Here is a 24679-nt window from a genome sequence, read left to right as displayed (position 1 = left end):
TGCTTAGGAGGTTCCAAAAATGACATCATCTAAAAGCCCTTTTGTTATCGGACAGATTGAAGGGTACTCAAAAGAATTTTCCAACTTGATATCCATGATGGACTACACGAGGGAAACGACGATTTGGGATGTCCACGATCTATCCGTAGAAGAGCTCGATTACAGAATCAACGGAATCGGGAATTCAATCGGCATGCTGCTCGCTCATCTTGTGGCTGTAGAAAAGATTTATCAATTTATCACATTCGACGGAAAAGATCTGCCAGAGGAGGAGATCGAGCGTTATGCAGAGACCTTGCAGCCTGCACTCGATCTAGGTGAGGCGGCGACGATTATTCATGGCAATACAGCGGAATTTTATCTAGAAGACTTAAAAAAGACCCGTGAAATTACATTACAGCATTTTCAGAAGCTTGAAGACTCGTGGCTCTATGAAAAAACACCGTGGTGGGGGAATGAGCTCGGTAACAACTACTTTAAATGGTTTCATGTATTTGAAGATGAACTGAGTCATCGCGGTCAGATTCGTATTATAAAAAAGCAATATGAGCTCGCGGCAGCGAAATCTTCTGCGCAATCCTAACCGCAACGAAAAAAGGGATAATGTCGGGATAACATGCCATATTAATAAGAGATAGGTTTGGAAACTCGTTTGAAAGAGGGGGTACATATATGAAGTTGATCGTATTATCATTAATAACAGGCGCCCTCGTAGGCTTTGTTTTTGCCCTGTTAAAACTCCCGATTCCGGCACCACCCGCATTACCAGGAATCATGGGCATCATCGGTATCTATTTAGGCTATCAAGCTTACATCTGGATGGCAGGTACTTTTCTAAAGTGAGGAAAACTTGGCGTTAGCCGGACTGACCTCTGAGTTGCAAATCTATTATGAAAAGCTAGGAACCGGTGCGCCAATCGTTTTTTTACACCCGCCCGGTATGAGTCACCTCGTGTTCAAGTACCAAAAAGAATTAGCGTCGGATTATCAGACGATCTTTCCTGATTGTAGGGGGCATGGCCGATCGTCTAGTAAAGACCCAGAAACGTTTACGATATGGGACTTGGCAGATGATGTGGCTTCTTTATTGGATCACTTATTATTAGAAGAGGCATATATTTGTGGGTATTCAGCAGGTGGTTCGGTCGCACAAGCGTTTGTTCAAAAATATCCGCAGCGCACAAAGGGTCTTATTTTGAGTGGAGGCTTTCCTCAAGTTTCTACATTCGCACTGAAAAAACAGTTTCAAACAGGAATAAGGCTGGTCAAAAATGCACCAGCCCTACTCAATCAGATTCTTGTCAGCACACATTCGAACTCTCCAGAAGATCGAAAAGAAATGCTGTCTTATCATAAGCTGACAGATCCTAAAACGTGGCAGCGGTTCTACCAAGAAAGTCTTTCCTTCCAATGCACGGATCAGCTGAAAGAGTGGCGATTTCCGTTATTGTTCATTTACGGGGAACAAGCGGAATATATGCATCCTTATAGAAGGATCTACGCAAGGAATGTTCACCCGAAAGCAAAATTCGTTCTCTTAAACAAAGCGCTGCATCAGCTTCCGATCAAACATTATGCAAGCTTTAATGCAGAGGTTAGAAAATTTATTCCATGCCTTACATAAGGATGGTTCCGCCGCTCATCCTTTTAAAACCGCGTACTTTCTCTAGCTCAGCAACGAGCTGAAGAACGGCGCGGTCTTTTTGTTTCGCTTCAATCATTACGTCCAGCTCATCTGTATAATTGGACATCAGTTTAAAGAACGGCAGCACATAATCGAGACTAACGAAGTCATGGTGGCTTCTGTACGCCTTTTCGTCTTTTGGTGAAGAAAGATGCACCTTTGGAGGTCGGCCTGTATTCTCCCACGTTTTCACGAACCTCGGAAGTAATTCCTCTAGCGAACCATTGTCATCTGGATTTGCCATGTAATGATGGTAATCAAACATAAGCGGGATTCCTTCATTTTCACAGACTTCTATCGTCTCTTGGGTCGTGAACGTTTTATCGTCGTTCTCAAGAGTCGTCCTTGCTTTAACATCGGCTGGGAGAAGTTTTATATTTTCATAAAAACGTTCTAAAGCAGACGGCTTATCACCATAAGCCCCACCGATATGTATATTAATATAGCTTCGGTCCTCAATGCCCATCCCTTTTAGCAGATCAAAATGATATTGCATATCTTTCACCGCGTTTAACGTCACCTCTTTACGAGGACTCGTAAACAAGGTGTACTGATTAGGATGCATGCTCGTTCTGATGTTGTGTTTTTTTACAAGCTTTTCGATCTCTTTGCATTCTTTCTTCGTATGCTTTAAAAAATCCCAAGCTGCTTCAGGGTGGGTAGCTAAAGGGACGATCGAAGAAGACATGCGGTGAAGAGGAAGCTCGTGCGCGATGCAATAATGAAGAACGCGCAGTGTGCGCTCGAGATTGTTTTTCGTGATAGCAAGAAGCTGTGCTGTTCGTTCTTTCTCATCACGTTTTTGATAAGTAGCATAAGTCATCGTTTTTGCAGGTGAGGCCTCGTATAAGTTGAGAGCCGTTGATACAAATCCGAAAGATGTTAACATGTTTGGCCCCCTAGTGTTTTGGTTTAATTTTTTGATATATTTCCAAGAAAGTCGTGATCTTATGAAGAAGTACTACTAAATTGCATCATTGAATGGTTGATTGGAGTGTAAGGTTGCCGACTCCTGCGGGACAAGCGGTCAGGTGAGACCCTTAAGGGCGCAAAGCGGCAGTCCGAAATGTGGAAGTGACTCGTTCAGCCCCGACAAGCAAAAGTTGAATGGGCTATGAAGGCGCACTTTGCCTTCTTGACTGTTTAACTTTTGACCTCGAGGGGCTAGTCACTGCAACTAGACAGGAGGCTCACCGCCTGCCCCGCGGAAAGCGAGCAACCTGAAACGGAAATCAACACTTTCAGAATCTACAAAGAATTCACTTTCAACTTATAAAAAAGGCGATAGCACAAAACCCACCACTTCTTTAAAACGAACTTTCACGGAACGGCGCGTCTTCTTTAAGCGGGCTAGCGTCAATTTCTCAGAGCGTTCAAGATCTGAATCGAGCACCTGCTTCACCGCTTGAATCTCCGATTTATCTGTAAAGATGCAATTTAGCTCGTCGTTATAAAAAAAGCTGCGAAGATCAAAGTTTGCGGTACCAATATCGCAGATCGTATCATCGAACATAACAATCTTGGAATGATAAAATCCTTCATGAAACTGATAGATCTCTGCTCCAGCTTCTAAGAGCGGTTTAACGAAACGATAAGAAGCTTCTTGGACAAAAGGATGATCGGGGTTCATCGGAACGAGTAATTTCACGTTGACGCCGCGATGGAGTGCTGACAAAAGCTCTCTGTTCATCTTTTTACCCGGAATAAAGTATGGCGAACCTATAAAAATGCTTTTTTTCGCACCTTTTATTTTTGTATAAAAATAGCGGTAGCCAGCCTGTCCTTTTGAAGGAAGAAGCATCAGCTCTTTTGCCTCTTCTTCTTTGAGAAAAGAGGAGGTCTCATTATGAGTCATCTTTTCATTTGTTGAACCGTTCCAATCGTCGATAAACAGACGCTGCAATTGGATAACAGCGTTACCTTTTAATTTTAAGTGATAGTCACGCCAATCTCCAAACCGGGTAACTCTGCCAATATATTCATTTCCTACGTTATATCCGCCCAAGTAGCCGATCTCTGAGTCGATGATCGTGATTTTTCGATGATTTCGGTGATTGATGCGGTATAAGAGGTACGGAAATTGCGGCTTGTTGCTGTATTCAAAATGAACACCAGCATCTTTTAGACTGTTAACCGTCTTTTTTTTCAGCCCGTAACTCCCCATGTAATCAAGAAGCAGTCTAACTTCTAAGCCTTGATGTGCTTTTGTGATCAACTTCTTACATAGCTCTTGTCCGAGTTCGTCATCTCGTAATATGTAAAACTGTATGTAGATCGATTTGTTCGCTTGATCTATGTCTTGAAACAGTGAATCGAAAAAATGAGAACCCGTTGTTAAAAGGTGCATATGGCCAGTTGTGTTTACAGGAGGTTCTTCTTTTGAGGTCGTTTGTTTATGTCCTAAATAAAAGTCGATCCAAGCCAAAAATCCAATGGCTATCATCACTAAAACGATCCACATGTTCTTCTCCTCCTTTTAATCAAACTTTTATATAGTATACCCCCACCATATGAAACCACTAAAAATTTTTTTGCACGGATGTTGACTGAATGCTCATTCATTTATTTTTTATGCTATAATGAAGTCAGAAAATTAATTTCATTTAGAATTATTAAAAGAGAAAGAATTAGGGAATAGCAGCATTGGAAGGGAGAGAGAGCGATGGACGGCTTAATGGTAGCAAACTGGCTTGCATTTCTTTTTGTAACCGCTTACGCACTATTTTTGTTTGCTTATGTTGTAAAAACAAGGTTTGAATTCATCAAGCTCGGTAAGAAAGTAGAGTTTGATAATACGGTTCAAGAACGAATTAAAGCAGTTTTAGTGAATGTATTTGGTCAAAAGAAGCTGTTGAAAGACAAAAAGAGTGGAATTATCCATATCATGTTCTTTTATGGATTCATTCTCGTTCAGTTCGGAGCGATCGATTTTATATGGAAGGGACTTGCACCTGGATCGCATCTGCCTTTAGGCCCGCTTTATCCAGGATTCACGTTTTTTCAAGAAATCGTAACAACGATGATCATGATCGCAGTTGTTTGGGCTTTTTATAGAAGATATGTTGAAAAGCTTGTTCGATTGAAGCGTGGATTTAAATCTGGATTGGTTCTTCTGTTTATCGGCGGCTTGATGCTTTCCGTATTAGTTGGGAACGGAGCAGAGATTATCTGGCACGATCTACCGTACGAGTGGACGGCGCCTATCGCTTCTGCAATTGCAATGGCTCTTGGTTTCTTAGGGAAAACGGGTGCTGCAGTCGTATTCTTTATCTCATGGTGGATTCACTTATTGTTCTTATTAACGTTCTTAGTGTATGTTCCACAATCCAAGCATGCTCACTTGATCGCAGGTCCACTAAACGTTTGGCTTGGGCGCAAAGATAAAGTAGGAAAGCTTTCTTCGATCAATTTTGAAGATGAGACACAAGAAGTTTTCGGTGTGAATAAAATTGAAGACTTCAATCAAAAGCAGCTTGTTGATCTCTATGCATGTGTAGAGTGCGGGCGTTGTACAAATGTTTGTCCGGCAACAGGTACTGGTAAAATGCTATCACCGATGGATATGATCATTAAACTGCGTGACCATCTAACGGTAAAAGGAGCTGCCGTAACATCTCGCACGCCTTGGATGCCAGCGTTCGCTTTCTCGAACACAACAGGCAACCAGATCGCTTTTGAAGCGAGAGGGAAGGGCGCTGAGGAAACAGCTGCAACAACAGACGGATCTTCTGCACTTGCTTATGATGTTGAGATGATCGGTGAAGTCATGACAGAAGAAGAGATCTGGGCATGTACAACTTGCCGTAACTGTGAGGATCAGTGTCCAGTTATGAACGAACACGTAGATAAAATCATCGACATGCGTCGTTATCTTGTTCTTACTGAAGGTAAGATGGATGCAGAAGCGCAGCGTGCGATCAAAAATATTGAGAAGCAAGGTAACCCTTGGGGAATCTCTAAAAAGGAACGCGAGAACTGGCGCGAGCTGAAAGAAGATATCGTGGTTCCGACTGTAAAAGAAAAAGAAAAAGCGGGTGAAGAGTTCGAGTACCTGTTCTGGGTAAGTTCGATGGGTGCTTATGACAATCGTTCACAAAAAATCGCACTTTCTTTAGCGAAGATCATGAACGAAGCAGGAATCACGTTTGCGATCTTAGGAAACAAAGAAAAGAACTCTGGTGATACGCCTCGTCGACTTGGAAACGAGTTTCTATTCCAAGAGATGGCGAACGCGAACATCGAGTTGTTCCAAAAGCATAATGTTAAGAAGATCATCACAATCGATCCGCATGCGTATAATACGTTCAAAAACGAATATCCAGAGTTTGGTCTTGAAGCTGAAGTGTATCACCATACAGAGCTTTTAGCAGACTGGATTAAAGAAGGAAGAATCAAGCCGAAGTTCGAGGTGAATGAAACGATCACGTATCACGATTCTTGTTACCTCGGCCGCTATAACGAAGTTTATGAACCACCACGTGATATCTTAAAAGCAATTCCAGGAGTGAAGGTCGTTGAGATGGATCGCAACCGTCAGAACGGAATGTGCTGTGGAGCGGGTGGCGGAATGATGTGGATGGAAGAAAAAGCAGGATCTCGTGTGAACGTTGCGCGTACAGAACAAGCTCTTGCTGTTAATCCAACCATGATCGGAAGCGGATGTCCGTATTGCTTAACGATGTTGAGTGACGGAACGAAAGCGAAAGAAGTGGAAGAGCAAGTTCAAACACTCGATGTTGTTGAAATCCTAGAAAAATCGATGTTTGGCTCACAGAAACAAGAAGTTCTTCAGTAGTTTTTGAGCATGTAATTAAGCTGCCTGCATTTGAGCTGGCAGCTTCATGCTTGGAAGTTGGTCGACTGAGCGTTCGCTCGGCTCGTCTTTAAACACATTTGTAAGCGTTAACATAATTTTCGCAGCTCTACCATACGAATCGGGAGGTTATTCATATGACAAAATCAGTAATCGTCAGTGGTGTACGGACACCTGTAGGAAAGTTTGGTGGCGGATTAAGTTCTCTTACAGCGTCAGATCTGGGCGGAATAGCGATTAAAGAAGCGCTTCAACGAGCGAACGTTGCTCCAGACGCGGTGGATGAAGTCATTTTAGGCTGTGTTCTTCAAGGTGGGCAAGGGCAGATTCCTTCTCGCCAAGCGGCAGAAAAAGCAGGTTTACCTTGGAAGACGAAAACAGAAACGATCAACAAAGTATGTGCGTCAGGTCTTCGTGCGATCACGATGGCAGATCAGATCATCCGTGCGGGTGACGAAGAAGTCATCGTAGCAGGTGGAATGGAATCGATGAGCAACGCGCCTTACATTTTACCGAAAGCGCGCTGGGGTCTTCGTATGGGAGATAGCTCAGTAAAAGATCTCATGGTGCATGATGGATTAACGTGTACGTTTACAGGTGTTCACATGGGAATCTACGGAAATGACGTAGCCAAAGAGATGGAAATCTCACGCGCGCGCCAAGATGAGTGGGCGTACCGCAGTCATAGCCGTGCTATCGAATCGATTGAAAAAGGAATTTTTGCAGAAGAGATCGTTTCTGTGGAAGTGCCTCAACGAAAAGGTGATCCGATTGTCGTTTCCCAAGATGAATCACCGCGTAAAGATACGTCTGTTGAATCTCTTTCAAAATTAAAACCAGTATTTTCTCAAGATGGAACGATCACTGCAGGAAACGCACCAGGCGTAAACGATGGTGCAGCGGCAGTAGTCGTGATGAGTGAAGAACGTGCGGAAAAAGAGGGCAAAGAAGTGATGGCTACAATTCTAGGTCACACAGCACTTGCTGTTGAAGCAAAGGATTTTCCGAAAACGCCAGGTCTTGTCATCAATGAACTGTTGAAGAAAACAGGAAAATCATTAGAAGACATTGAGCTTTTTGAAATAAACGAAGCATTTGCAGCTGTTGCGCTAGCGAGTTCTGAACTTGCGGGATTAGATCTTGAAAAAGTGAACGTGAACGGTGGAGCAGTCGCGTTAGGTCACCCGATTGGGGCGAGCGGCACGCGCATCGTACTAACATTGATCCACGAGTTAAAAAGACGCGGAGGCGGACTTGGCATCGCTTCTATCTGTTCAGGCGGCGGGCAAGGTGACGCGATCTTAGTAGAAGTGAAGAAATAAGGAGGAGCAATATTCATGAGCATTCAAAACATTATGGTGATCGGTGCAGGACAGATGGGTTCAGGAATCGCGCAAGTTTGTGCGCAAGCGGGCTATTCCGTTGTTCTGCATGACATGCAAGAGGAGTTCGTACAAAAAGGAATCGGAATCATCTCTAAAAACTTAAACCGCTCCGTGGAAAAAGGACGTCTGGATGAAAGCGAGAAAGAATCCATTCTGTCCCGCATTACAGCTTCTGTTTCCTTAGAAAACGCGTCAAATGCAGATCTTGTAATCGAAGCGGTCGTGGAAAACATGGACGTAAAAACACAGCTCTTCAAGATGCTCGACCAATATGCGCCAGCTCATACGATTTTAGCGTCGAACACATCTTCACTTCCGATCACAGAGATTGCGGCTGCAACGAACCGACCTGAAAAAGTGATCGGCATGCACTTCATGAACCCCGTTCCAGTTATGAAACTCGTAGAGATCATCCGTGGACTTCAAACAGCGGATGACGTTTACGAGACGATCGAGTCGGTATCTAAGAAGCTGCAAAAAGTCCCCGTAGAAGTGAACGACTTCCCAGGGTTCATCTCCAACCGCATCCTCATGCCGATGATCAACGAAGCAATCTTCTCGGTATATGAAGGTGTGGCAACCCCTGAAGCGGTCGATGAGATTATGAAACTCGGGATGAACCATCCGATGGGGCCGTTAACGCTAGCAGACTTCATCGGGCTAGACACGTGCCTCTACATCATGGAAACGCTGCATGAAGGCTTCGGTGATGACAAGTACCGTCCGTGCCCGTTGTTAAGAAAGTACGTAAAAGCCGGCTGGCTCGGCAAGAAGTCAGGCAGAGGCTTCTACAACTACGGGGTCTGACCCCACACAAAGACAAAAATTCCATTTTTGTCTTTGTGGAAGAGACAGCAACCAAAAATAGATCAAAGAAAAACAAACAGAAAAACAGCAAGCAAAGAAAGTACAAATAGAGAGAAATCACGGAGAGAGACTACAAGAGTCGGCATTTCACTATAGGAATGGGGAGAGACCATGAACCTCGTATTTACTGAAGAACAAAAGATGATGCAAAAGATGGTACGGGATTTTGCGCAGAAAGAGATAGCACCGGCCATTGAGCATATGGAAGAGACAGAAGAGTTTCCGCGTCATCTCATCACGAAGATGGCAGAGCTCGGACTGATGGGCATACCGATACCAGAAGAATATGGCGGAGCAGGGATGGATTTTACGTCCTATATTATCGCGATCAATGAACTATCAAAAGTGAGCGCGACGATCGGCGTAATTTTATCCGTCCATACGAGTGTTGGAACGAATCCGATTCTTTATTTCGGGAATGAAGAACAAAAGAGAAAATACATTCCTAAGTTAGCGAGTGGAGAATACCTTGGTGCGTTCGGACTAACAGAGCCTAGTTCAGGTTCTGATGCAGCAAGCTTAAAGACGAGAGCAGTTAAAAAGGGCGATCATTACATCTTGAACGGCTCTAAGATTTTTATAACAAACGCGGGAGAAGCGGATGTGTACATCGTTTTTGCTTCAACAGCACCTGATAAAGGAAGCTACGGGATCTCGGCCTTCATCGTAGATAAAGATACACCAGGTTTTTCGGTAGGGAAAAAAGAGAAAAAAATGGGGTTGAACGGATCGAACACGTGCGAGATCATTTTCGAAGATGCGCGTGTACCTGCTGAAAATCTTTTAGGTAATGAAGGGGAAGGCTTCAAGATCGCGATGAGCAACCTCGATGTGGGCAGGATCGGAATTGCTGCTCAATCCCTTGGTATCGCAGAGGCGGCATTAGAATTCGCAACGAACTATGCAAAAGAAAGAAAACAGTTCGGTAAGCCGATCGGCGCTAATCAAGGGCTTGGCTTTAAGCTTGCGGACATGGCGACTGCGGTTGAAGCGGCAAAACTTTTAACCTATCGTGCAGCTGATTTGAAGACAAACAACCTATCATGCAGAAAAGAAGCTTCGATGGCAAAGCTGTTTGCTTCAGAGACTGCGATGAAGTCAGCAATTGAAGCTGTTCAAGTGTATGGAGGGTACGGCTACACGAAAGAGTATCCAGTAGAAAGACTGTTCCGTGACGCGAAGGTTTGTCAGATTTATGAGGGAACAAGCGAGATTCAACGCATGGTATTAAGCAAACATTTACTAGGATAAGAGGGAGAGATAGAAATGCAATTTATGTTATCTGAAGAACATGAAATGATCCGCAAGATGGTGCGTGATTTTGCTAAAAATGAAGTAGAACCTACAGCAGCAGAACGTGACGAAGAGGAGCGTTTTGACCGCGCGATCTTTGATCAAATGGGTGAGCTTGGCCTTTGCGGAATTCCTTGGCCAGAAGAGTACGGTGGAATCGGCGGAGACTACTTAGGCTACGTGATCGCAGTTGAAGAACTATCACGTGTTTGTGCGTCAGTCGGTGTAACGCTATCTGCTCACACCTCTCTTGCAGGATGGCCGATCTTTAAGTTTGGTAACGAAGAGCAAAAGCAAAAGTTCCTTCGTCCGATGGCAGAAGGTAAAAAAATCGGAGCATATGGCTTAACAGAACCAGGATCCGGGTCAGATGCAGGAAACATGAAAACGACAGCGAAAAAAGACGGCGATGACTATATCATCAATGGCTCAAAGATCTTCATCACAAACGCTGGAGACGCGGAGATCTATGTTGTGTTCGCGCGCACGGATATTGAAGCGGGATCAAGAGGAGTTTCTGCGTTCATCGTAGAAAAAGGAACACCAGGCTTTTCTTTTGGTAAAAAAGAAAAGAAACTGGGCATCCGTTCATCTCCAACGTTAGAAATCATTTTTGAAGATTGCCGTGTGCCAGCTGAAAACCTTCTAGGGAAAGAAGGAGAAGGCTTTAAGATTGCGATGATGACTCTTGATGGCGGCCGTAATGGAATCGCAGCTCAAGCAGTAGGAATCGCTCAAGGAGCACTCGATGCTTCTGTAAACTACGCAAAAGACCGGAAACAGTTTGGTAAGCCGATCGGTGTAAACCAAGGGATCGGGTTCAAACTTGCAGATATGGCAACAAAAGTTGAAGCGGCTCGCCTACTAACTTATCAAGCAGCTTGGAGAGAATCAGAAGGTCTTCCATACGGAAAAGAGTCCGCGATGTCGAAGCTATTTGCCGGAGACATCGCGATGGAAGTAACGACAGACGCAGTTCAAGTATTCGGCGGATACGGCTACACGAAAGATTATCCAGTAGAACGCTACATGCGTGATGCGAAAATCACGCAGATCTACGAAGGTACACAAGAGATTCAGCGTCTCGTTATTTCTAAGATGCTTTTGAAAGATTAATTTGTGGGTTGTGAGAGGTTGATCTGTGCTCCAGGTTGCTCGCTATCCGCGGGGCAGGCGGTGAGCCACTTGCCGCTTTGCGCCATTAAGTGTCTCACCTGACCGCTTGTCCCGCAGGAGTCTCGCACCTTGCGCTCCAATCAACTTTTCAATGTAGCAAAACCCAAGGCACAAATCTTTTAGAGATTAACCTTTACAAATAACAGTTACTGAAATATTTAGGAGGAAACCATGCATCCATTAGCACAGCGCATCCAGCAAAAAGAGGAACGTGCTCTCGCGAAAGCGATCACGCTTGCTGAGAACAACGGTGAAGACAAACTCGAGCTTCTAAAGAGCATCTACCCGCAGCAAAAAGGCGCTCATTGGATCGGCATCACCGGTTCACCGGGTGCCGGGAAAAGCTCGCTCGTCAATCGTCTCATCTCTTTTTTGCGTAAAAAGAAGATGACTGTTGCGGTTGTTGCCGTTGATCCGACGAGTCCGTTCAGTGGCGGCTCTATCCTCGGAGACCGCGTTCGGATGGCTGACCATTTTACCGACCCTGGCGTTTTCATCAGAAGCATGGGGACGCGTGGCAGTCTTGGAGGTCTTTCCCGGTCTACGAAAGAAACGGTGCGGCTGATGGATGCTTATGGTTTTGATGTGATTTTAATAGAGACAGTAGGAGTCGGACAATCAGAACTCGACATTATGAAGCTAGCAGATTCGGTTGCGGTTGTATTGAACCCAGGCAGCGGAGATGTTGTGCAAGTGTTTAAAGCGGGAATCATGGAGATCGCGGATCTGTTCGTTGTGAACAAAGCGGATATGCCAGGCGTTCCGAAGCTTCTTGCTGAGATCGAAGCGATGCTTGACCTTGTGAAGCACGACAGTCCGTACCGACCGCCAGTCATTCAGACGATTTCTACTGAAAATAAAGGTTTACACGAATTATGGGAATCGCTTCTAACGCACCGTGAATATTTAGAGAAGAGCGGCGAAGGTAAGGAAAGAAAGCTTTCTAACCTGAAGCGTGAGGTGATGGAAGTGGTTCAGCATGAAATCTATCAGCAAGTGTGGAAACAAGAACAGAAAAATGGGTTCTCCTGGCTGGCCGACTTAGAATCAGGTACGACAGACCCTTATACAGCTGCAGAAGAGATTCTTTTAAAACGAATGCAGCCGGCTGACGGGAAACAGAAATGAGGGAGGCCAATTGGGTAAGAAAGAAGTGCCGTCGCTCGTAAAAGACGAAAAATTGATTCAGAGACGACGGGAAGAGATGGTAAAAGCGGCGGTCTCTCTTTTTAAAGAGAACGGTTTCCACCGCACGACAACCCGTGAGATCGCAAAAGCTTCTGGTTTCAGCATCGGCACACTTTACGAGTATATCCGGTCAAAAGAAGATATTCTTTATCTCGTCTGCGACAGCATCTATGACGGCGTTAAGCTGAGGCTGCAGCAGGATATCAATGGAGAAGACAGCGGCATTCAAGGAGTCGAGCGTGCGATCGCGGCTTATTTTAAAGTGATGGACGATATGCAGGATGAAGTGCTCGTCATGTATCAAGAAGCAAAGTCGCTCTCGCATGAAGCTCTTCCTTATGTACTCAAAAAAGAGTTAGAAATGACGGCGATCTTTGAAGAACTGCTTTTTAAAGTAGTAAAGCAAGGTGAACTGCAATTAAGTGAAAACGAGATTCCAGCAGCGGCTCACAATATTGTGATCCTCGGACAGATGTGGACGTTCAGACGCTGGGCGCTGCAGAAGATCTATACATTGGAAGAATATACACAGTTACAGCTTCAGCAATTGTTGTACGGCATAAAAGGAGCATAAGAAAGGATGAATGAAATGACTCAGACCGATATTTACCGGCCGAAGAATCCGGTTCGATTTGTAACCGCTTCCAGTCTTTTTGATGGTCACGATGCGTCGATTAACATCATGCGAAGAATCATTCAGTCGAACGGCTGTGAGGTCATCCACCTCGGTCATAACCGTTCTGTAGATGAAGTGGTGAGTGCAGCCATCCAAGAGGACGTTCAAGGAATCGCGATCTCTTCTTATCAAGGCGGGCACGTTGAATATTTTAAGTACATGATCGATCTATTAAAAGAACGCGGTGCAGGACATATCAAAGTCTTTGGCGGAGGCGGGGGCGTTATTATCCCGCCTGAAATCAAAGAGCTGCATGCTTATGGCGTAACGCGCATCTTTTCACCGGAAGATGGAAGGTTGCTAGGCCTTCAAGGCATGATCAATAAGATGGTAGAAGAGTGTGATTTTCCGACGGTTACCTCTTTAACGGATGAGATCGAAAAAGTAGTAGAAAAAGACGTTCGCTCTGTTTCGCGTTTGATCACATTAGCAGAAAATGTGAAGCAAGCACCGGAAGAAATCGCAGCAACGGCTGAACAGACGTTAAACGAATTGAAAAGCCTGCAAAAACAAGTGCCGGTTCTAGGAATCACAGGAACAGGTGGAGCGGGGAAAAGTTCATTAACCGATGAGCTCGTTCGACGCTTCTTAAACGAATGTGAAGACAAGACGATCGCGATTATCTCGATCGATCCGACAAAACAAAAGACTGGCGGAGCGCTTTTAGGTGACAGAATCCGTATGAATGCGATCTATCATCCGCGTGTGTACATGCGTTCACTTGCTACGCGTGGTTCACGTTCTGAGCTGTCTGATGCGATCAAGGATGCGATCGCAGTAACAAAAGCAGCTGGATTTGATCTGATCGTTGTTGAGACGAGCGGAATCGGCCAAGGGGACGCTGGAATCTCAGAGATCTCTGATGCTTCTCTATACGTCATGACGAGTGAGTTTGGTGCACCATCACAATTAGAGAAAATCGACATGATCGATTATGCAGATATTATCGCGATCAACAAGTTCGAGCGCAAAGGCTCTGAAGATGCGCTTCGTGATGTGAAGAAGCAATATCAGCGTTCTCGCAACTGGTTTGATAGAGACTTAGATGAAATGCCTGTTTACGGAACGATCGCGAGCCAGTTTAACGATGCGGGCACGAACGTCCTTTTTTATCACTTGATGAAAGTGATTGAAGAGAAGTCAGGTATGGATTGGGGCATCCAGCCTGCTCATGATGCAATGACCGCGAAAAAGAACGTCATCATTCCAGGTGAACGCGCGCAATATTTAAACGAGATCGCACAAACCGTTCGTAAATATCATGAAACGGTGAACGAACAGGCGAAACTTGCTCGCAAGTCGTTCCAGATTCAAGGAACGCTTGAAACAGTAAGAGAGTACGACGCAGCAGGTGAAGAAGTAGAGGCGAGTTTAAACAAAGCGCTTGAAAAAGTAGAAGAAAAACTTTTACCATCGACTTCAAAAATGCTGAAACAGTGGCCAGAGCTAAAAGAAATGTACAGCAAAAAAGAATTCGTAACAAAGATTCGTGATAAAGAAATCGTGACCGAGCTATCGACGAAAAGTCTTTCTGGTCTTGATATTCCAAAGGTTGCTCTTCCAAAGTTCGAAGACTGGGGAGACATCGTAAAATGGATTATGAAAGAAAACGTGCCTGGTTCTTTCCCATATACAGCAGGTGTGTTTCCTTTTAAACGTAAAGGTGAAGATCCGAAGCGTCAGTTCGCTGGAGAAGGAACGCCTGAACGTACGAACCGCCGATTCCACTATCTATCAAAAGATGACGATGCGAAGCGCTTGAGTACAGCGTTTGACTCGGTAACGCTTTACGGAGAGGACCCGGATCACCGGCCGGACATCTACGGAAAAGTCGGAGAGAGCGGTGTGAGCATCTGTACGCTAAACGACATGAAAAAGCTGTATGACGGATTCGACCTGATCGCTCCTTCTACATCAGTTTCGATGACAATCAATGGTCCGGCACCGATCATTCTTGCCATGTTCATGAACACCGCGATCGATCAGCAAGTGAAGATCTTTGCGGATACGAACGGCAGACAACCGAACGAAGCAGAGTACAGAGAGATTAAAGAGATGACGCTTGCCTCTGTTCGTGGAACGGTTCAAGCAGATATCCTAAAAGAAGATCAAGGACAGAACACGTGTATCTTCTCTACGGAATTCGCTCTTCGTATGATGGGGGATATTCAGCAGTACTTTATCGATCATCAAGTACGTAACTATTATTCGGTTTCGATCTCTGGCTATCATATCGCAGAAGCTGGTGCGAACCCGATCACACAGCTCGCGTTTACACTTGCGAACGGCTTTACGTACGTTGAATATTACTTGAGCCGTGGAATGGATATTAACGCATTCGCGCCAAACCTATCGTTCTTCTTCTCAAACGGACTTGATCCAGAATATAGCGTAATCGGCCGTGTTGCCCGTCGAATCTGGGCTACAGTTATGCGTGATAAATACAAAGCGAACGAGCGCAGCCAGAAGCTGAAGTACCACATCCAAACATCTGGACGTTCACTTCACGCGCAAGAGATTGATTTTAACGATATTCGTACGACGCTTCAAGCTTTGATGGCACTCTATGACAACTGTAACTCGCTTCACACGAACTCGTATGACGAAGCGATCACAACGCCAACAGAAGAATCCGTTCGCCGTGCGATGGCCATTCAGATGATCATTACAAAAGAGCTTGGTTTGGCTCGTAATGAGAACTCGCTTCAAGGTTCGTTCATTATCGAAGAATTAACCGATTTAGTAGAAGAGATGGTTCTTCAAGAATTCGAGCGCATGAACACAAGAGGCGGCGTGCTGGGTGCGATGGAAACACAGTATCAGCGCGGAAAGATCCAAGAAGAGTCCATGTATTATGAAATGAAAAAGCATGACGGTTCTCTCCCGATCATCGGCGTGAACACGTATCTGAACCCGAATCCACCATCAGAAGAAGAGTTCAACATGCAGCTCGCTCGTGCAACAAAGGATGAAAAAGAACAGCAGATCCAAAATCTGAACGCGTTCCAAGAGTCTAGCAAAGACCAAGCGGGTGAAGCTCTTAAACGTCTCAAAAATGTTGCCTTATCCGGCGGAAACATATTCGACGAGCTCATGCATACGGTAAGATTTGCAAGCCTCGGTCAGATCACGAGCGCGCTCTATGAAGTAGGCGGGAAGTATAGAAGAAACATGTAGTGTGAGAAAGGAGAGAGCCGCCAGTTTGAGCGGTTCTCTTTTCTTTGCGAGACGATTAAGAGAGTTAATTTCCGCTTCAGGACTCACTTTCCGCAGGGTGTGCGGTGAGCCCATTCGCCGCTTTGCGTCATTGAATGGTCTCACCTGTCCCACTCATCCTGCAGGAGTCTCGTCCTTCCGCTTCAATTAACTATTCGAGGAAGTATTCTCAAAGGTCTCTCTTAGCACTGGCATTTAGAAAGAGTCTTTTAAAAAAGGTTTTTTAAAGCTGGTGACCTTTGCTACTTCAATTCTCACTATATGCAAGTTGATTGGAGCAGAAGGTTGCGAGACTCCTGCGGGACAAGCGGTCAGGTGAGACACTTAGGGGCGCGAAGCGGCAGGTGGTTCACCGCCTGCCCCGCGGAAAGCGAGCAACCTGGAGTGGAAATCAACCACTTTCAAAAAGCATCAAAGCTCAACCTTACACCTTTTATAAAACCTTTTATGGAAAAAAGATAGATTACTACTGGCATATACGCATGGGATTTGTTTATAATGAAGAGTATGATTCTTCTAAAGAATGAGCACAATGTGTTGATATAAATGAGTGTGGAGAAGGAAAGGAAGTGCCGATGTGGCTATGTTGAACACGTACACGAAAGAACAAGTCGTTGAAATGTCAATGGTCGAAATCGCATTTGAAATTTTGCAAAATGCTAAGCAACCTGTTCAATTCTATGATTTAGTTAAACAGATCGCTGAAATCAAAGGTTTGTCTAAAACTGCTGTGGAAAACCGTATTGCGTATTTTTACACAGATATGAACATTGACGGCCGATTCGTTTCATTAGGCGATAATAAATGGGGATTAAAAACGTGGTACCCAGTTGAGAGCTCTGAAGAGGAACTTGGTGCAACGAACAAACCAACTAAACGTAAAAAAGCGTCTGAAGATGACTATGACTTTGAAGAGGACTTCGATGATGAAGACTTCGATGAGTTAGAAGTAGAAGATGAGTTCGTTGATGAAGACGACGATCTTGCTGATGACGACGATGATGATGACGATGATGAAGAAGAATTAGAATTCGATGAAGAAGATGAAGACTTCGACGAAGAAGACGAAGAGGAAGAAACAGATGAGGAAGAAGATCTGTAAGATTCGTCGTGAGTCGTGGAAACCAGTGCCCTAGGCGCTGGTTTTTGTTTTTTAGAAGAGAACTCGTGGATTGCCGGCCGAAACTTTTGGATTCATGTTCAAATCTTGTGGATTCAAGCCCAGAACATGCGGATTGGCGAGGCTGTCGATGAGGCTGAGCTGCCATTTCACAAGCTTGTCACATGAATAAATGGTTTATCACAGATCATCTTGACATGAGCTCTATACTCGGGTAATATTCTTTTTGGGCTATTCCTGTATCTTTTATTAAAAAGACTAATTTTATATGATATCAAAGCAAAAGTGCCCCCTAACCATAGGGGAAGTGTCTTTTGCTTTTTATTTTTTTACGGCTGAGACTGTGTAGACTTCACACAGATACCTCTCCCGATAGTAGAAAAAGCGTTAAACGCACATACTTATTTTAGAAAATTTAGGGGGATTGAAAACATGGCAAAATATATTTTTGTTACAGGCGGTGTAGTTTCTTCTTTAGGAAAAGGAATCACTGCAGCATCATTAGGCCGTTTATTAAAAAACCGCGGAGTAAAAGTGACGACGCAAAAATTCGATCCTTATATCAACGTGGATCCAGGGACGATGAGCCCTTATCAGCATGGTGAAGTTTTCGTAACGGATGACGGTGCGGAAACGGACTTAGACTTAGGTCACTATGAGCGTTTTATCGATATTAACTTAAATAAATACAGCTCAGTAACGACTGGGAAAATCTATTCTACCGTTCTTAGAAAAGAGCGTCGCGGAGAATATCTTGGCGGAACCGTGCAAGTTATCCCGCATATCACGAACGAGATCAAAGAACGTGTTTTCCGTGCTGGCCGTGAAACGAACGCAGATGTCGTGATCACAGAGATCGGCGGAACAGTTGGGGACATCGAAAGCTTGCCGTTCCTAGAAGCAATCCGTCAGATCAAAAGTGATGTAGGTTCTGAAAACGTCATGTATATCCACTGTACACTGATTCCTTACATCCGTGCAGCGGGTGAACTGAAGACGAAGCCGACACAGCACAGTGTTAAAGAGCTACGCAGTCTTGGTATTCAGCCGAACATCATCGTAGTTCGTACGGAGATGCCGGTTCCTCAAGAAATGAAAGATAAGATCGGTCTATTCTGCGACATCGATCCTAAAGCGGTTATCGAAGCGAGAGATGCAGATACGCTTTACCAAGTGCCGATCGATCTTCAAGAACAGAAGATGGACGAGCTTGTTTGTAAACACCTTAAGCTTGAAACGCACGAACCTGATATGGCCGAGTGGAAAGAACTGATCAACCGCGTAACGAACCTAAAAGGAAAAGCGAAGATCGCGTTAGTCGGAAAGTATGTCTCTTTACAAGATGCATATATTTCTGTTGTTGAAGCGCTGCGTCATGCAGGTTATCACTTCGATACAGATATCGAGATCGACTGGATCAACTCTGAGAACGTGACGGCTGAAAACGTGCACGAACTTCTTCAAGATGCTGATGGTATCTTGGTTCCTGGCGGATTCGGTGACAGAGGGGTAGAAGGTAAGATTCTAGCTACTCAATATGCGCGTGAGAACAAAGTTCCTTTCTTAGGAATCTGTCTTGGTATGCAGCTTGCTTCCGTAGAGTTTGCTCGTAACGTCCTCGGACTTGATGGTGCGCACTCTGCAGAACTTATGCCTGGTACACCGTTCCCAGTCATCGATCTGCTTCCTGAACAAAAGGACATCGAAGACCTAGGTGGTACACTACGCCTTGGACTTTACCCGTGTAAGATTAAAGAAGATACAAAAGCGTTTGCAGCTTATAACGATGAAGTTGTTTACGAAAGACACCGTCACCGTTATGAGTTCAACAACGAATACCGTGAACAGATGGAAAAAGCAGGGTTCATCTTCTCAGGAACATCTCCGGATGGACGTCTTGTTGAGATCATCGAGTTAGAAGATCACCCATGGTTTGTTGCGTCACAGTTCCACCCAGAATTCACATCACGACCAACACGCCCGCAAGCATTATTCCGTGACTTTATCGGTGCGGTAACACAATTAAAGAACTAATTATGGCCGGTAGCTTCACTTTCTGAGTGGGAGCTGCCGGTTTTTTTACGATTTATGTGATCTTTGTCTATTTTTATATGATGAGTTCTGATTTTTATTTGATGGATTCCTATTTTTATGTGATTATCCATGATTTTTATGTGATTAAAGTTTTTCTGGCAACTTGAAGTACTTAAAAATGTTCATTTTTCTTAAATAGAAAAGCCTGGCATACAGCCAGGCTTCATCCTATTCATCGTATTCTTCTAAAATCTCTTCTGTTGTTAAAAATAGAGCGTAATACGCGAATAAAGCAGTCAGTCCAGACGGAAATCCTAATCGTGAACCATCATCAAGCGGCACTAATCCGCGAACAGCCTTCGTATCGATCACGATATCGGCTAAATCATCAGGATTTACTTCCATCTTGGCATCTTTTCGCCGCCCTCCTATTAAAATGACGTTGCAATCCGTCGTTTTCCGTACTTCTGAACAAATTGCTACAGCTTTTTCGTCATCTAAAAAGCGCGAAGCCACGACAACACTATCGACCGGCAGCAGATCAGACGACTCCACATCTGAAAAATCAGCCCCAGCGCGGAATTTATTCTCTCCATATAGTGCTTCATTTACAACGGCTTCCATTTCGCCGAATCCCTTAAAATATACAGTTCCTTCTGACAAAACGGTCTGCGCAAGCAAACGTGAAGTTTCTTCGATCGACTGTTCTTCTTTATCTGAGATGGATTTTAGCAATCCTGCAACTTGTGTTGAAAATATTTTTAACATGAAAAAGAACTCCTTACTTTTTTTCAAATCATCGTGTTTTTGTTTATTAATTTAGTATACTTAATTTAACAATACAAATCATCGGGAACAGCAGGAATTGGTACCCTCTGTCTCGAATGGTATAGGGACAAAATGGTTTTGTAAAGAAACTCTAGATGAGGTGAGCAATAATGAGCGGGAAAATTTTAATTGTAGACGATCAGTATGGCATCAGAATTCTTTTGAACGAAATCTTTCAAAAAGAAGGTTATAAGACGTATCAGGCAGCGAACGGTGTACAAGCTCTTTCGATTGTGGAGAAGGACCGCCCTGATCTTGTCATTTTAGATATGAAGATTCCTGGAATGGATGGCTTAGAGATCCTTCGTCGTGTAAAGAAACATGATGAGACGATTCAAGTAATCATCATGACCGCTTATGGTGAGTTGGACATGATTCATGAGGCTATGAAGCTGGGAGCTATCACTCATTTTGCAAAACCTTTTGATATTGATGAGATTCGCGCAGCTGTTAGGAAAGAACTTCCATTAAACACGCCATCATCATAAAAGATTAAGAAATGCTGGTGTGTCGCCAATGATAGCGGTTACACCCGGAAAACGTTGATGTGTTGCGGTTTTCAGGCGATATTGGTATGCTATACTAGAATGAAATATGAGCATAATGAAATGTTTAGCAAGACGCCATGAAAGGTAAACTAAAGTGGCTTCTTTTTGCTGTGTATGCGCATTTCAGCAAATATACTATACAAAAATGTAGTTGGTCTGCTCGTGCCAATATCTAAGGAGGACATTACTATGCCTTTAGTTTCAATGAAAGAAATGCTTGAAAAAGCAAAAGCGGAAAATTATGCAGTTGGTCAATTTAACTTGAACAACCTTGAGTTCACTCAAGCAATCCTTAAGGCTGCACAAGAAGAGAAATCTCCAGTAATCCTTGGTGTTTCTGAAGGTGCTGCTCGTTATATGGGCGGATTCAAGCTTGTCGTTGCTATGGTTAAAGCGCTTATCGAAGAGTACAAAGTAACTGTACCTGTTGCGATCCACCTTGACCACGGTTCTAGCTACCAAAAGTGTGCTGAAGCGATTCATGCAGGTTTCACATCTGTAATGATCGACGGATCTCACCACCCGTTAGAAGAGAATATCGCTCTTACTAAAAAAGTAGTTGAGCTTGCTCACTTCCACGGTGTTTCTGTTGAAGCAGAACTTGGCCGTATCGGTGGACAAGAAGACGATCTAGTTGTTGAAGATGCAGATGCAGCTTACGCGATTCCTTCTGAGTGTGATCAACTTGTTCGTGAGACTGGTGTTGACTGCTTCGCGCCTGCACTAGGATCTGTTCACGGACCATACAAAGGTGAGCCGAACTTAGGATTCGACCGCATGAAAGAAGTTATGGAACTAACTGGTGTACCTCTTGTGCTTCACGGTGGTACTGGTATCCCAACAAAAGATATCCAAAAAGCAATTTCTTTAGGAACTGCTAAAATCAACGTAAACACAGAAAACCAAATTGCTTCTCACAAAGCTGTTAAAGAATACATCGGATCTAACCCAGACAAATATGATCCACGTAGCTATTTAACTGCTGCTCGTGATGCGATCCAAGCTACTGTAGCTGGAAAAATGCGTGAGTTTGGTTCTTCTAACAAAGCTTAATATAACCTTTCTCATGAAACCGCCTATACATCATAGGCGGTTTCATTTACACTATAAGAGTGCAAAAACACGATCCACGTATAGATAATAAAAGAATGATACGAAGTTTTGTAAGCGTAATCCTTCGTGTATGAAGACGAACATGTTATAAAAGAATATAAAAGATAGACATATTCAAAAAAAACAGGAGTGATCATTTTTGAAATTCTTTATTGATACTGCAAACATTGATGATATTAAAGAAGCCTATGACCTGGGCATTTTATCTGGAGTAACGACGAACCCTTCTTTAGTCGCTAAAGAAAAAGGCGTAGATTTTCATGAAAGATTAAAGGAAATCACGAGCCTTGTACCGGGTTCTGTTAGTGCTGAGGTGATCGGAACTTCTTATGAAGAAATGGTTTCAGAAGGTCGTGAACTAGCGAAGATCGCACCGAACATCACGGTAAAAGTTCCAATGACACTGGACGGATTAAAAGCGGTAAAAACGTTCTCTGATGAAAACATCAAAACAAACGTAACGCTTATTTTTAATGCAAACCAAGCATTGCTCGCAGCGCGTGCAGGTGCAACGTATGTATCACCATTCTTAGGTCGTTTAGATGATATCGGCCAAGATGGCTTGGAGCTTGTTTCACAAGTGGCACAAATTTTTGCGATTCATGAGATCCCAACAGAGATCATCGCAGCATCGATCCGCCACCCTGTTCACGTAACAGAAGCGGCATTACGAGGCGCGCACATCGCAACAATTCCGCCAAACGTAATCAAAGGACTAGTGAAGCACCCACTAACAGACCAAGGGATCGAGAAATTCCTAGCTGACTGGGACGCTGCTAACAGGAAGTAATTGCAAATAACACTTTTGGAAGTGGTTGATTTCCATTTCAGATGCTCGCTTTCCGCGGGGCAGGCGGGGAGCCACATTTGTACGTTTCACGTATAAGTGTCTCCCCTGTCTAGTTGCAGTGGCTAGCCCCTCGAGGTCAAAAGTTAAATGAACCACAAGGCAAAGTGCGCCTTGCTAGCCCATTCACCTTTTGCTTGTCGGGGCTTAACGAGCCACTTCCACTTTGAGGACTGCCCGCCTGTCCCACAGGAGTCTCGCACCTTACACTCCAATCAACTTTCATAGAAGACAAAATTTGAAAGTAACTTTCTTCTAGTTAAGCTTTTGATTTTTTAAAACTTCTTGCAAGTTGATTGTAGCGGAAGGTTGCCGACTCCTATGGGACGAGCGATCAGGTGGAGACTCCTAAAGGCGCAACGCGGCAGGAGGCTCACCGTTCGCCCCATGGAAAGCGTGCAACCTGGAGCGGAAATCAACTACTCTCAAACGAGGTACCTTAAACGCACAAACTTTTATACATGAAAAGAAAATATTGGTAAATAATAGTATTATCTAAAAAGGTTACACAATCACAACTTTTGTGACTCTTACTGAAAGGAGTTTACCATGGAAAAACTGATGATTGAAGGGGGCTATCCTCTAGAAGGAACGGTCCATATAAGCGGAGCAAAAAACAGTGCGGTGGCTTTGATCCCCGCAACGATATTAGCAGAATCTACCGTTACCATTGAAGGTTTGCCTAACATATCAGACGTTCGTATTCTACGTGATCTGTTAGAGGAAATCGGAGGGGAAGCTTACCTGGATGAGAATCAGACTCTAACGGTTAACCCTGAAAAAATGATTGCGATGCCACTTCCGAGCGGAAAAGTGAAGAAGCTTCGTGCTTCGTACTATTTGATGGGAGCGATGCTTGGCCGTTTCAAAAAAGCGGTCATCGGATTGCCAGGAGGCTGTAACCTAGGACCTCGTCCGATCGATCAGCACATCAAAGGCTTTGAAGCGTTAGGCGCTAAAGTAACGAACGAGCAAGGAGCGATCTATCTTCGCGCGGACGAGCTCGTTGGTGCAAGAATCTACTTGGACGTTGTTAGTGTTGGTGCGACCATCAACATCATGCTCGCAGCAGTAAGGGCAAAAGGCCAAACGATCATCGAAAACGCGGCTAAAGAACCTGAGATCATTGACGTGGCTACCCTTTTAACAAGCATGGGTGCCAAGATCAAAGGAGCAGGAACGGATGTTATTCGTATCGATGGTGTCGATGAGATGCATGGCTGCCGTCACTCGATCATTCCTGACCGCATTGAAGCGGGAACTTACATGATTCTAGCAGCATCTATGGGTCAGCAAGTATTGCTTGATAATGTCATTCCGCTACACTTAGAGTCTCTTATCGCTAAATTGAGAGAGATGGGTGTATATATTGAAACAAAAGATGATCAAGTGCTCGTTTATCGTGGAAAAGATCCACTCAAGAGCGTTGACATCAAAACGCTCGTCTATCCAGGGTTTCCGACGGATCTTCAGCAGCCGTTCACTTCACTTTTAACAAGCTCAGAAGGAACGAGCATCGTAACTGATACGATCTACAGTGCACGTTTCAAACATATCGACGAACTTCGCCGTATGGGAGCGAATGTGAAAGTAGAAGGACGTTCTGCTATAATAAATGGGCCAGCAAAGCTTGAAGGCGCAAAAGTAAAAGCTTCTGACCTTCGTGCTGGAGCAGCGCTAGTTGTAGCGGGTCTGATGGCTGAAGGAGTTACAGAGATCTCTGGACTTGAGCACATCGATCGCGGCTATGAATCTTTAGTTGATAAGTTAAAAGGACTTGGTGCTAAAGTTTGGCGTGAGAGCTTAGGTGCGGAAGAGATGGAAGAGCTTAAGAATTCATAAGTTAAAACGAGAAATCACCATCACCTGGTGATTTTTCTTCAGGATAATT

Annotated in this window: 20 protein-coding genes; 17 read left to right on the top strand and 3 right to left on the bottom strand. The window is 44.2% G+C overall.

All coding sequences use genetic code 11. From position 1 onward, the window contains the following. The first annotated feature begins 19 nt into the window (after positions 1-19). The 3 genes from ACNJYY_RS20900 (at position 20) to ACNJYY_RS20890 (ending at position 1624) form a co-directional block, all read left to right on the top strand. On the top strand, positions 20-583 hold the full coding sequence (locus tag ACNJYY_RS20900) for a DinB family protein (protein WP_416729980.1): 564 nt from the start codon (positions 20-22) through the stop codon (positions 581-583). A gap of 89 nt (positions 584-672) precedes the next feature. Next, entirely contained in the window at positions 673-843 is a 171-nt protein-coding gene (locus ACNJYY_RS20895; RefSeq protein ID WP_066399082.1) for a DUF1427 family protein, read from the top strand. A 7-nt stretch (positions 844-850) separates the two neighbouring features. Next, positions 851-1624 (top strand): alpha/beta fold hydrolase, encoded by a 774-nt coding sequence (locus tag ACNJYY_RS20890; protein ID WP_416729979.1) that lies wholly within the window; start codon positions 851-853, stop codon positions 1622-1624. Here ACNJYY_RS20890 and uvsE read toward each other — a convergent pair. Next, a complete protein-coding gene (gene uvsE, locus ACNJYY_RS20885) occupies positions 1617-2573 on the bottom strand; it encodes a UV DNA damage repair endonuclease UvsE (RefSeq protein WP_416729978.1) in 957 nt (318 codons plus the stop codon). The genes ACNJYY_RS20890 and uvsE overlap by 8 nt on opposite strands. A gap of 381 nt (positions 2574-2954) precedes the next feature. Beyond that, a complete protein-coding gene (gene cls / locus ACNJYY_RS20880) occupies positions 2955-4145 on the bottom strand; it encodes a cardiolipin synthase (RefSeq protein WP_416729977.1) in 1191 nt (396 codons plus the stop codon). Between the two features lie 201 nt (positions 4146-4346). Between cls and ACNJYY_RS20875 the strand changes: the two genes are divergently transcribed. The 10 genes from ACNJYY_RS20875 to ACNJYY_RS20830 all read left to right on the top strand — a co-directional run bounded on the left by ACNJYY_RS20875 (position 4347) and on the right by ACNJYY_RS20830 (position 19452). After that, complete coding sequence (locus ACNJYY_RS20875) at positions 4347-6479, top strand: (Fe-S)-binding protein (RefSeq protein WP_416729976.1); 2133 nt, start codon at positions 4347-4349, stop codon at positions 6477-6479. Between the two features lie 155 nt (positions 6480-6634). Continuing rightward, a complete protein-coding gene (locus ACNJYY_RS20870) occupies positions 6635-7819 on the top strand; it encodes an acetyl-CoA C-acetyltransferase (RefSeq protein WP_416729975.1) in 1185 nt (394 codons plus the stop codon). A 15-nt stretch (positions 7820-7834) separates the two neighbouring features. Further along, complete coding sequence (locus ACNJYY_RS20865; protein ID WP_144696853.1) at positions 7835-8689, top strand: 3-hydroxybutyryl-CoA dehydrogenase; 855 nt, start codon at positions 7835-7837, stop codon at positions 8687-8689. Between the two features lie 171 nt (positions 8690-8860). Beyond that, complete coding sequence (locus ACNJYY_RS20860) at positions 8861-10000, top strand: acyl-CoA dehydrogenase (RefSeq protein ID WP_416729974.1); 1140 nt, start codon at positions 8861-8863, stop codon at positions 9998-10000. A gap of 15 nt (positions 10001-10015) precedes the next feature. After that, on the top strand, positions 10016-11158 hold the full coding sequence (locus tag ACNJYY_RS20855; RefSeq protein WP_416729973.1) for an acyl-CoA dehydrogenase: 1143 nt from the start codon (positions 10016-10018) through the stop codon (positions 11156-11158). 231 nt (positions 11159-11389) lie between these two features. Further along, positions 11390-12346: a methylmalonyl Co-A mutase-associated GTPase MeaB gene (gene meaB, locus ACNJYY_RS20850; RefSeq protein WP_416729972.1), complete on the top strand. Its 957-nt coding sequence runs from the start codon at positions 11390-11392 to the stop codon at positions 12344-12346. A gap of 10 nt (positions 12347-12356) precedes the next feature. Beyond that, positions 12357-12980, top strand: coding sequence for a TetR/AcrR family transcriptional regulator (locus tag ACNJYY_RS20845; RefSeq protein ID WP_416729971.1), 624 nt, complete (start codon positions 12357-12359; stop codon positions 12978-12980). A gap of 15 nt (positions 12981-12995) precedes the next feature. After that, positions 12996-16259: a fused isobutyryl-CoA mutase/GTPase IcmF gene (gene icmF, locus ACNJYY_RS20840; RefSeq protein ID WP_416731926.1), complete on the top strand. Its 3264-nt coding sequence runs from the start codon at positions 12996-12998 to the stop codon at positions 16257-16259. A 622-nt stretch (positions 16260-16881) separates the two neighbouring features. Further along, positions 16882-17400, top strand: coding sequence for a DNA-directed RNA polymerase subunit delta (rpoE, locus tag ACNJYY_RS20835; RefSeq protein ID WP_416731925.1), 519 nt, complete (start codon positions 16882-16884; stop codon positions 17398-17400). A gap of 450 nt (positions 17401-17850) precedes the next feature. Further along, positions 17851-19452: a CTP synthase gene (locus ACNJYY_RS20830; RefSeq protein ID WP_416729970.1), complete on the top strand. Its 1602-nt coding sequence runs from the start codon at positions 17851-17853 to the stop codon at positions 19450-19452. Between the two features lie 228 nt (positions 19453-19680). Here ACNJYY_RS20830 and ACNJYY_RS20825 read toward each other — a convergent pair whose 3' ends face one another. Then, on the bottom strand, positions 19681-20220 hold the full coding sequence (locus ACNJYY_RS20825; RefSeq protein ID WP_416729969.1) for a DUF2529 family protein: 540 nt from the start codon (positions 20218-20220) through the stop codon (positions 19681-19683). Between the two features lie 167 nt (positions 20221-20387). Here ACNJYY_RS20825 and ACNJYY_RS20820 point away from each other — a divergent pair, with 167 nt between their 5' ends. The 4 genes from ACNJYY_RS20820 to ACNJYY_RS20805 all read left to right on the top strand — a co-directional run bounded on the left by ACNJYY_RS20820 (position 20388) and on the right by ACNJYY_RS20805 (position 24630). Continuing rightward, positions 20388-20768 (top strand): response regulator, encoded by a 381-nt coding sequence (locus tag ACNJYY_RS20820; RefSeq protein WP_171005594.1) that lies wholly within the window; start codon positions 20388-20390, stop codon positions 20766-20768. Between the two features lie 249 nt (positions 20769-21017). Beyond that, a complete protein-coding gene (fba, locus tag ACNJYY_RS20815) occupies positions 21018-21881 on the top strand; it encodes a class II fructose-1,6-bisphosphate aldolase (RefSeq protein ID WP_066399034.1) in 864 nt (287 codons plus the stop codon). Positions 21882-22080: 199 nt separating this feature from the next. Further along, positions 22081-22731 (top strand): fructose-6-phosphate aldolase, encoded by a 651-nt coding sequence (gene fsa, locus ACNJYY_RS20810; protein WP_137791148.1) that lies wholly within the window; start codon positions 22081-22083, stop codon positions 22729-22731. A gap of 606 nt (positions 22732-23337) precedes the next feature. Further along, complete coding sequence (locus ACNJYY_RS20805) at positions 23338-24630, top strand: UDP-N-acetylglucosamine 1-carboxyvinyltransferase (protein ID WP_137791147.1); 1293 nt, start codon at positions 23338-23340, stop codon at positions 24628-24630. The last annotated feature ends 49 nt before the right edge of the window (positions 24631-24679 follow it).

It is taken from the genome of Fictibacillus tiangongensis (assembly GCF_048083785.1).
In the GTDB taxonomy this organism is placed as follows: domain Bacteria; phylum Bacillota; class Bacilli; order Bacillales; family Fictibacillaceae; genus Fictibacillus.
Note: the sequence above shows the minus strand (reverse complement) of the source record. Positions and strands in the feature narration are given on the sequence as shown.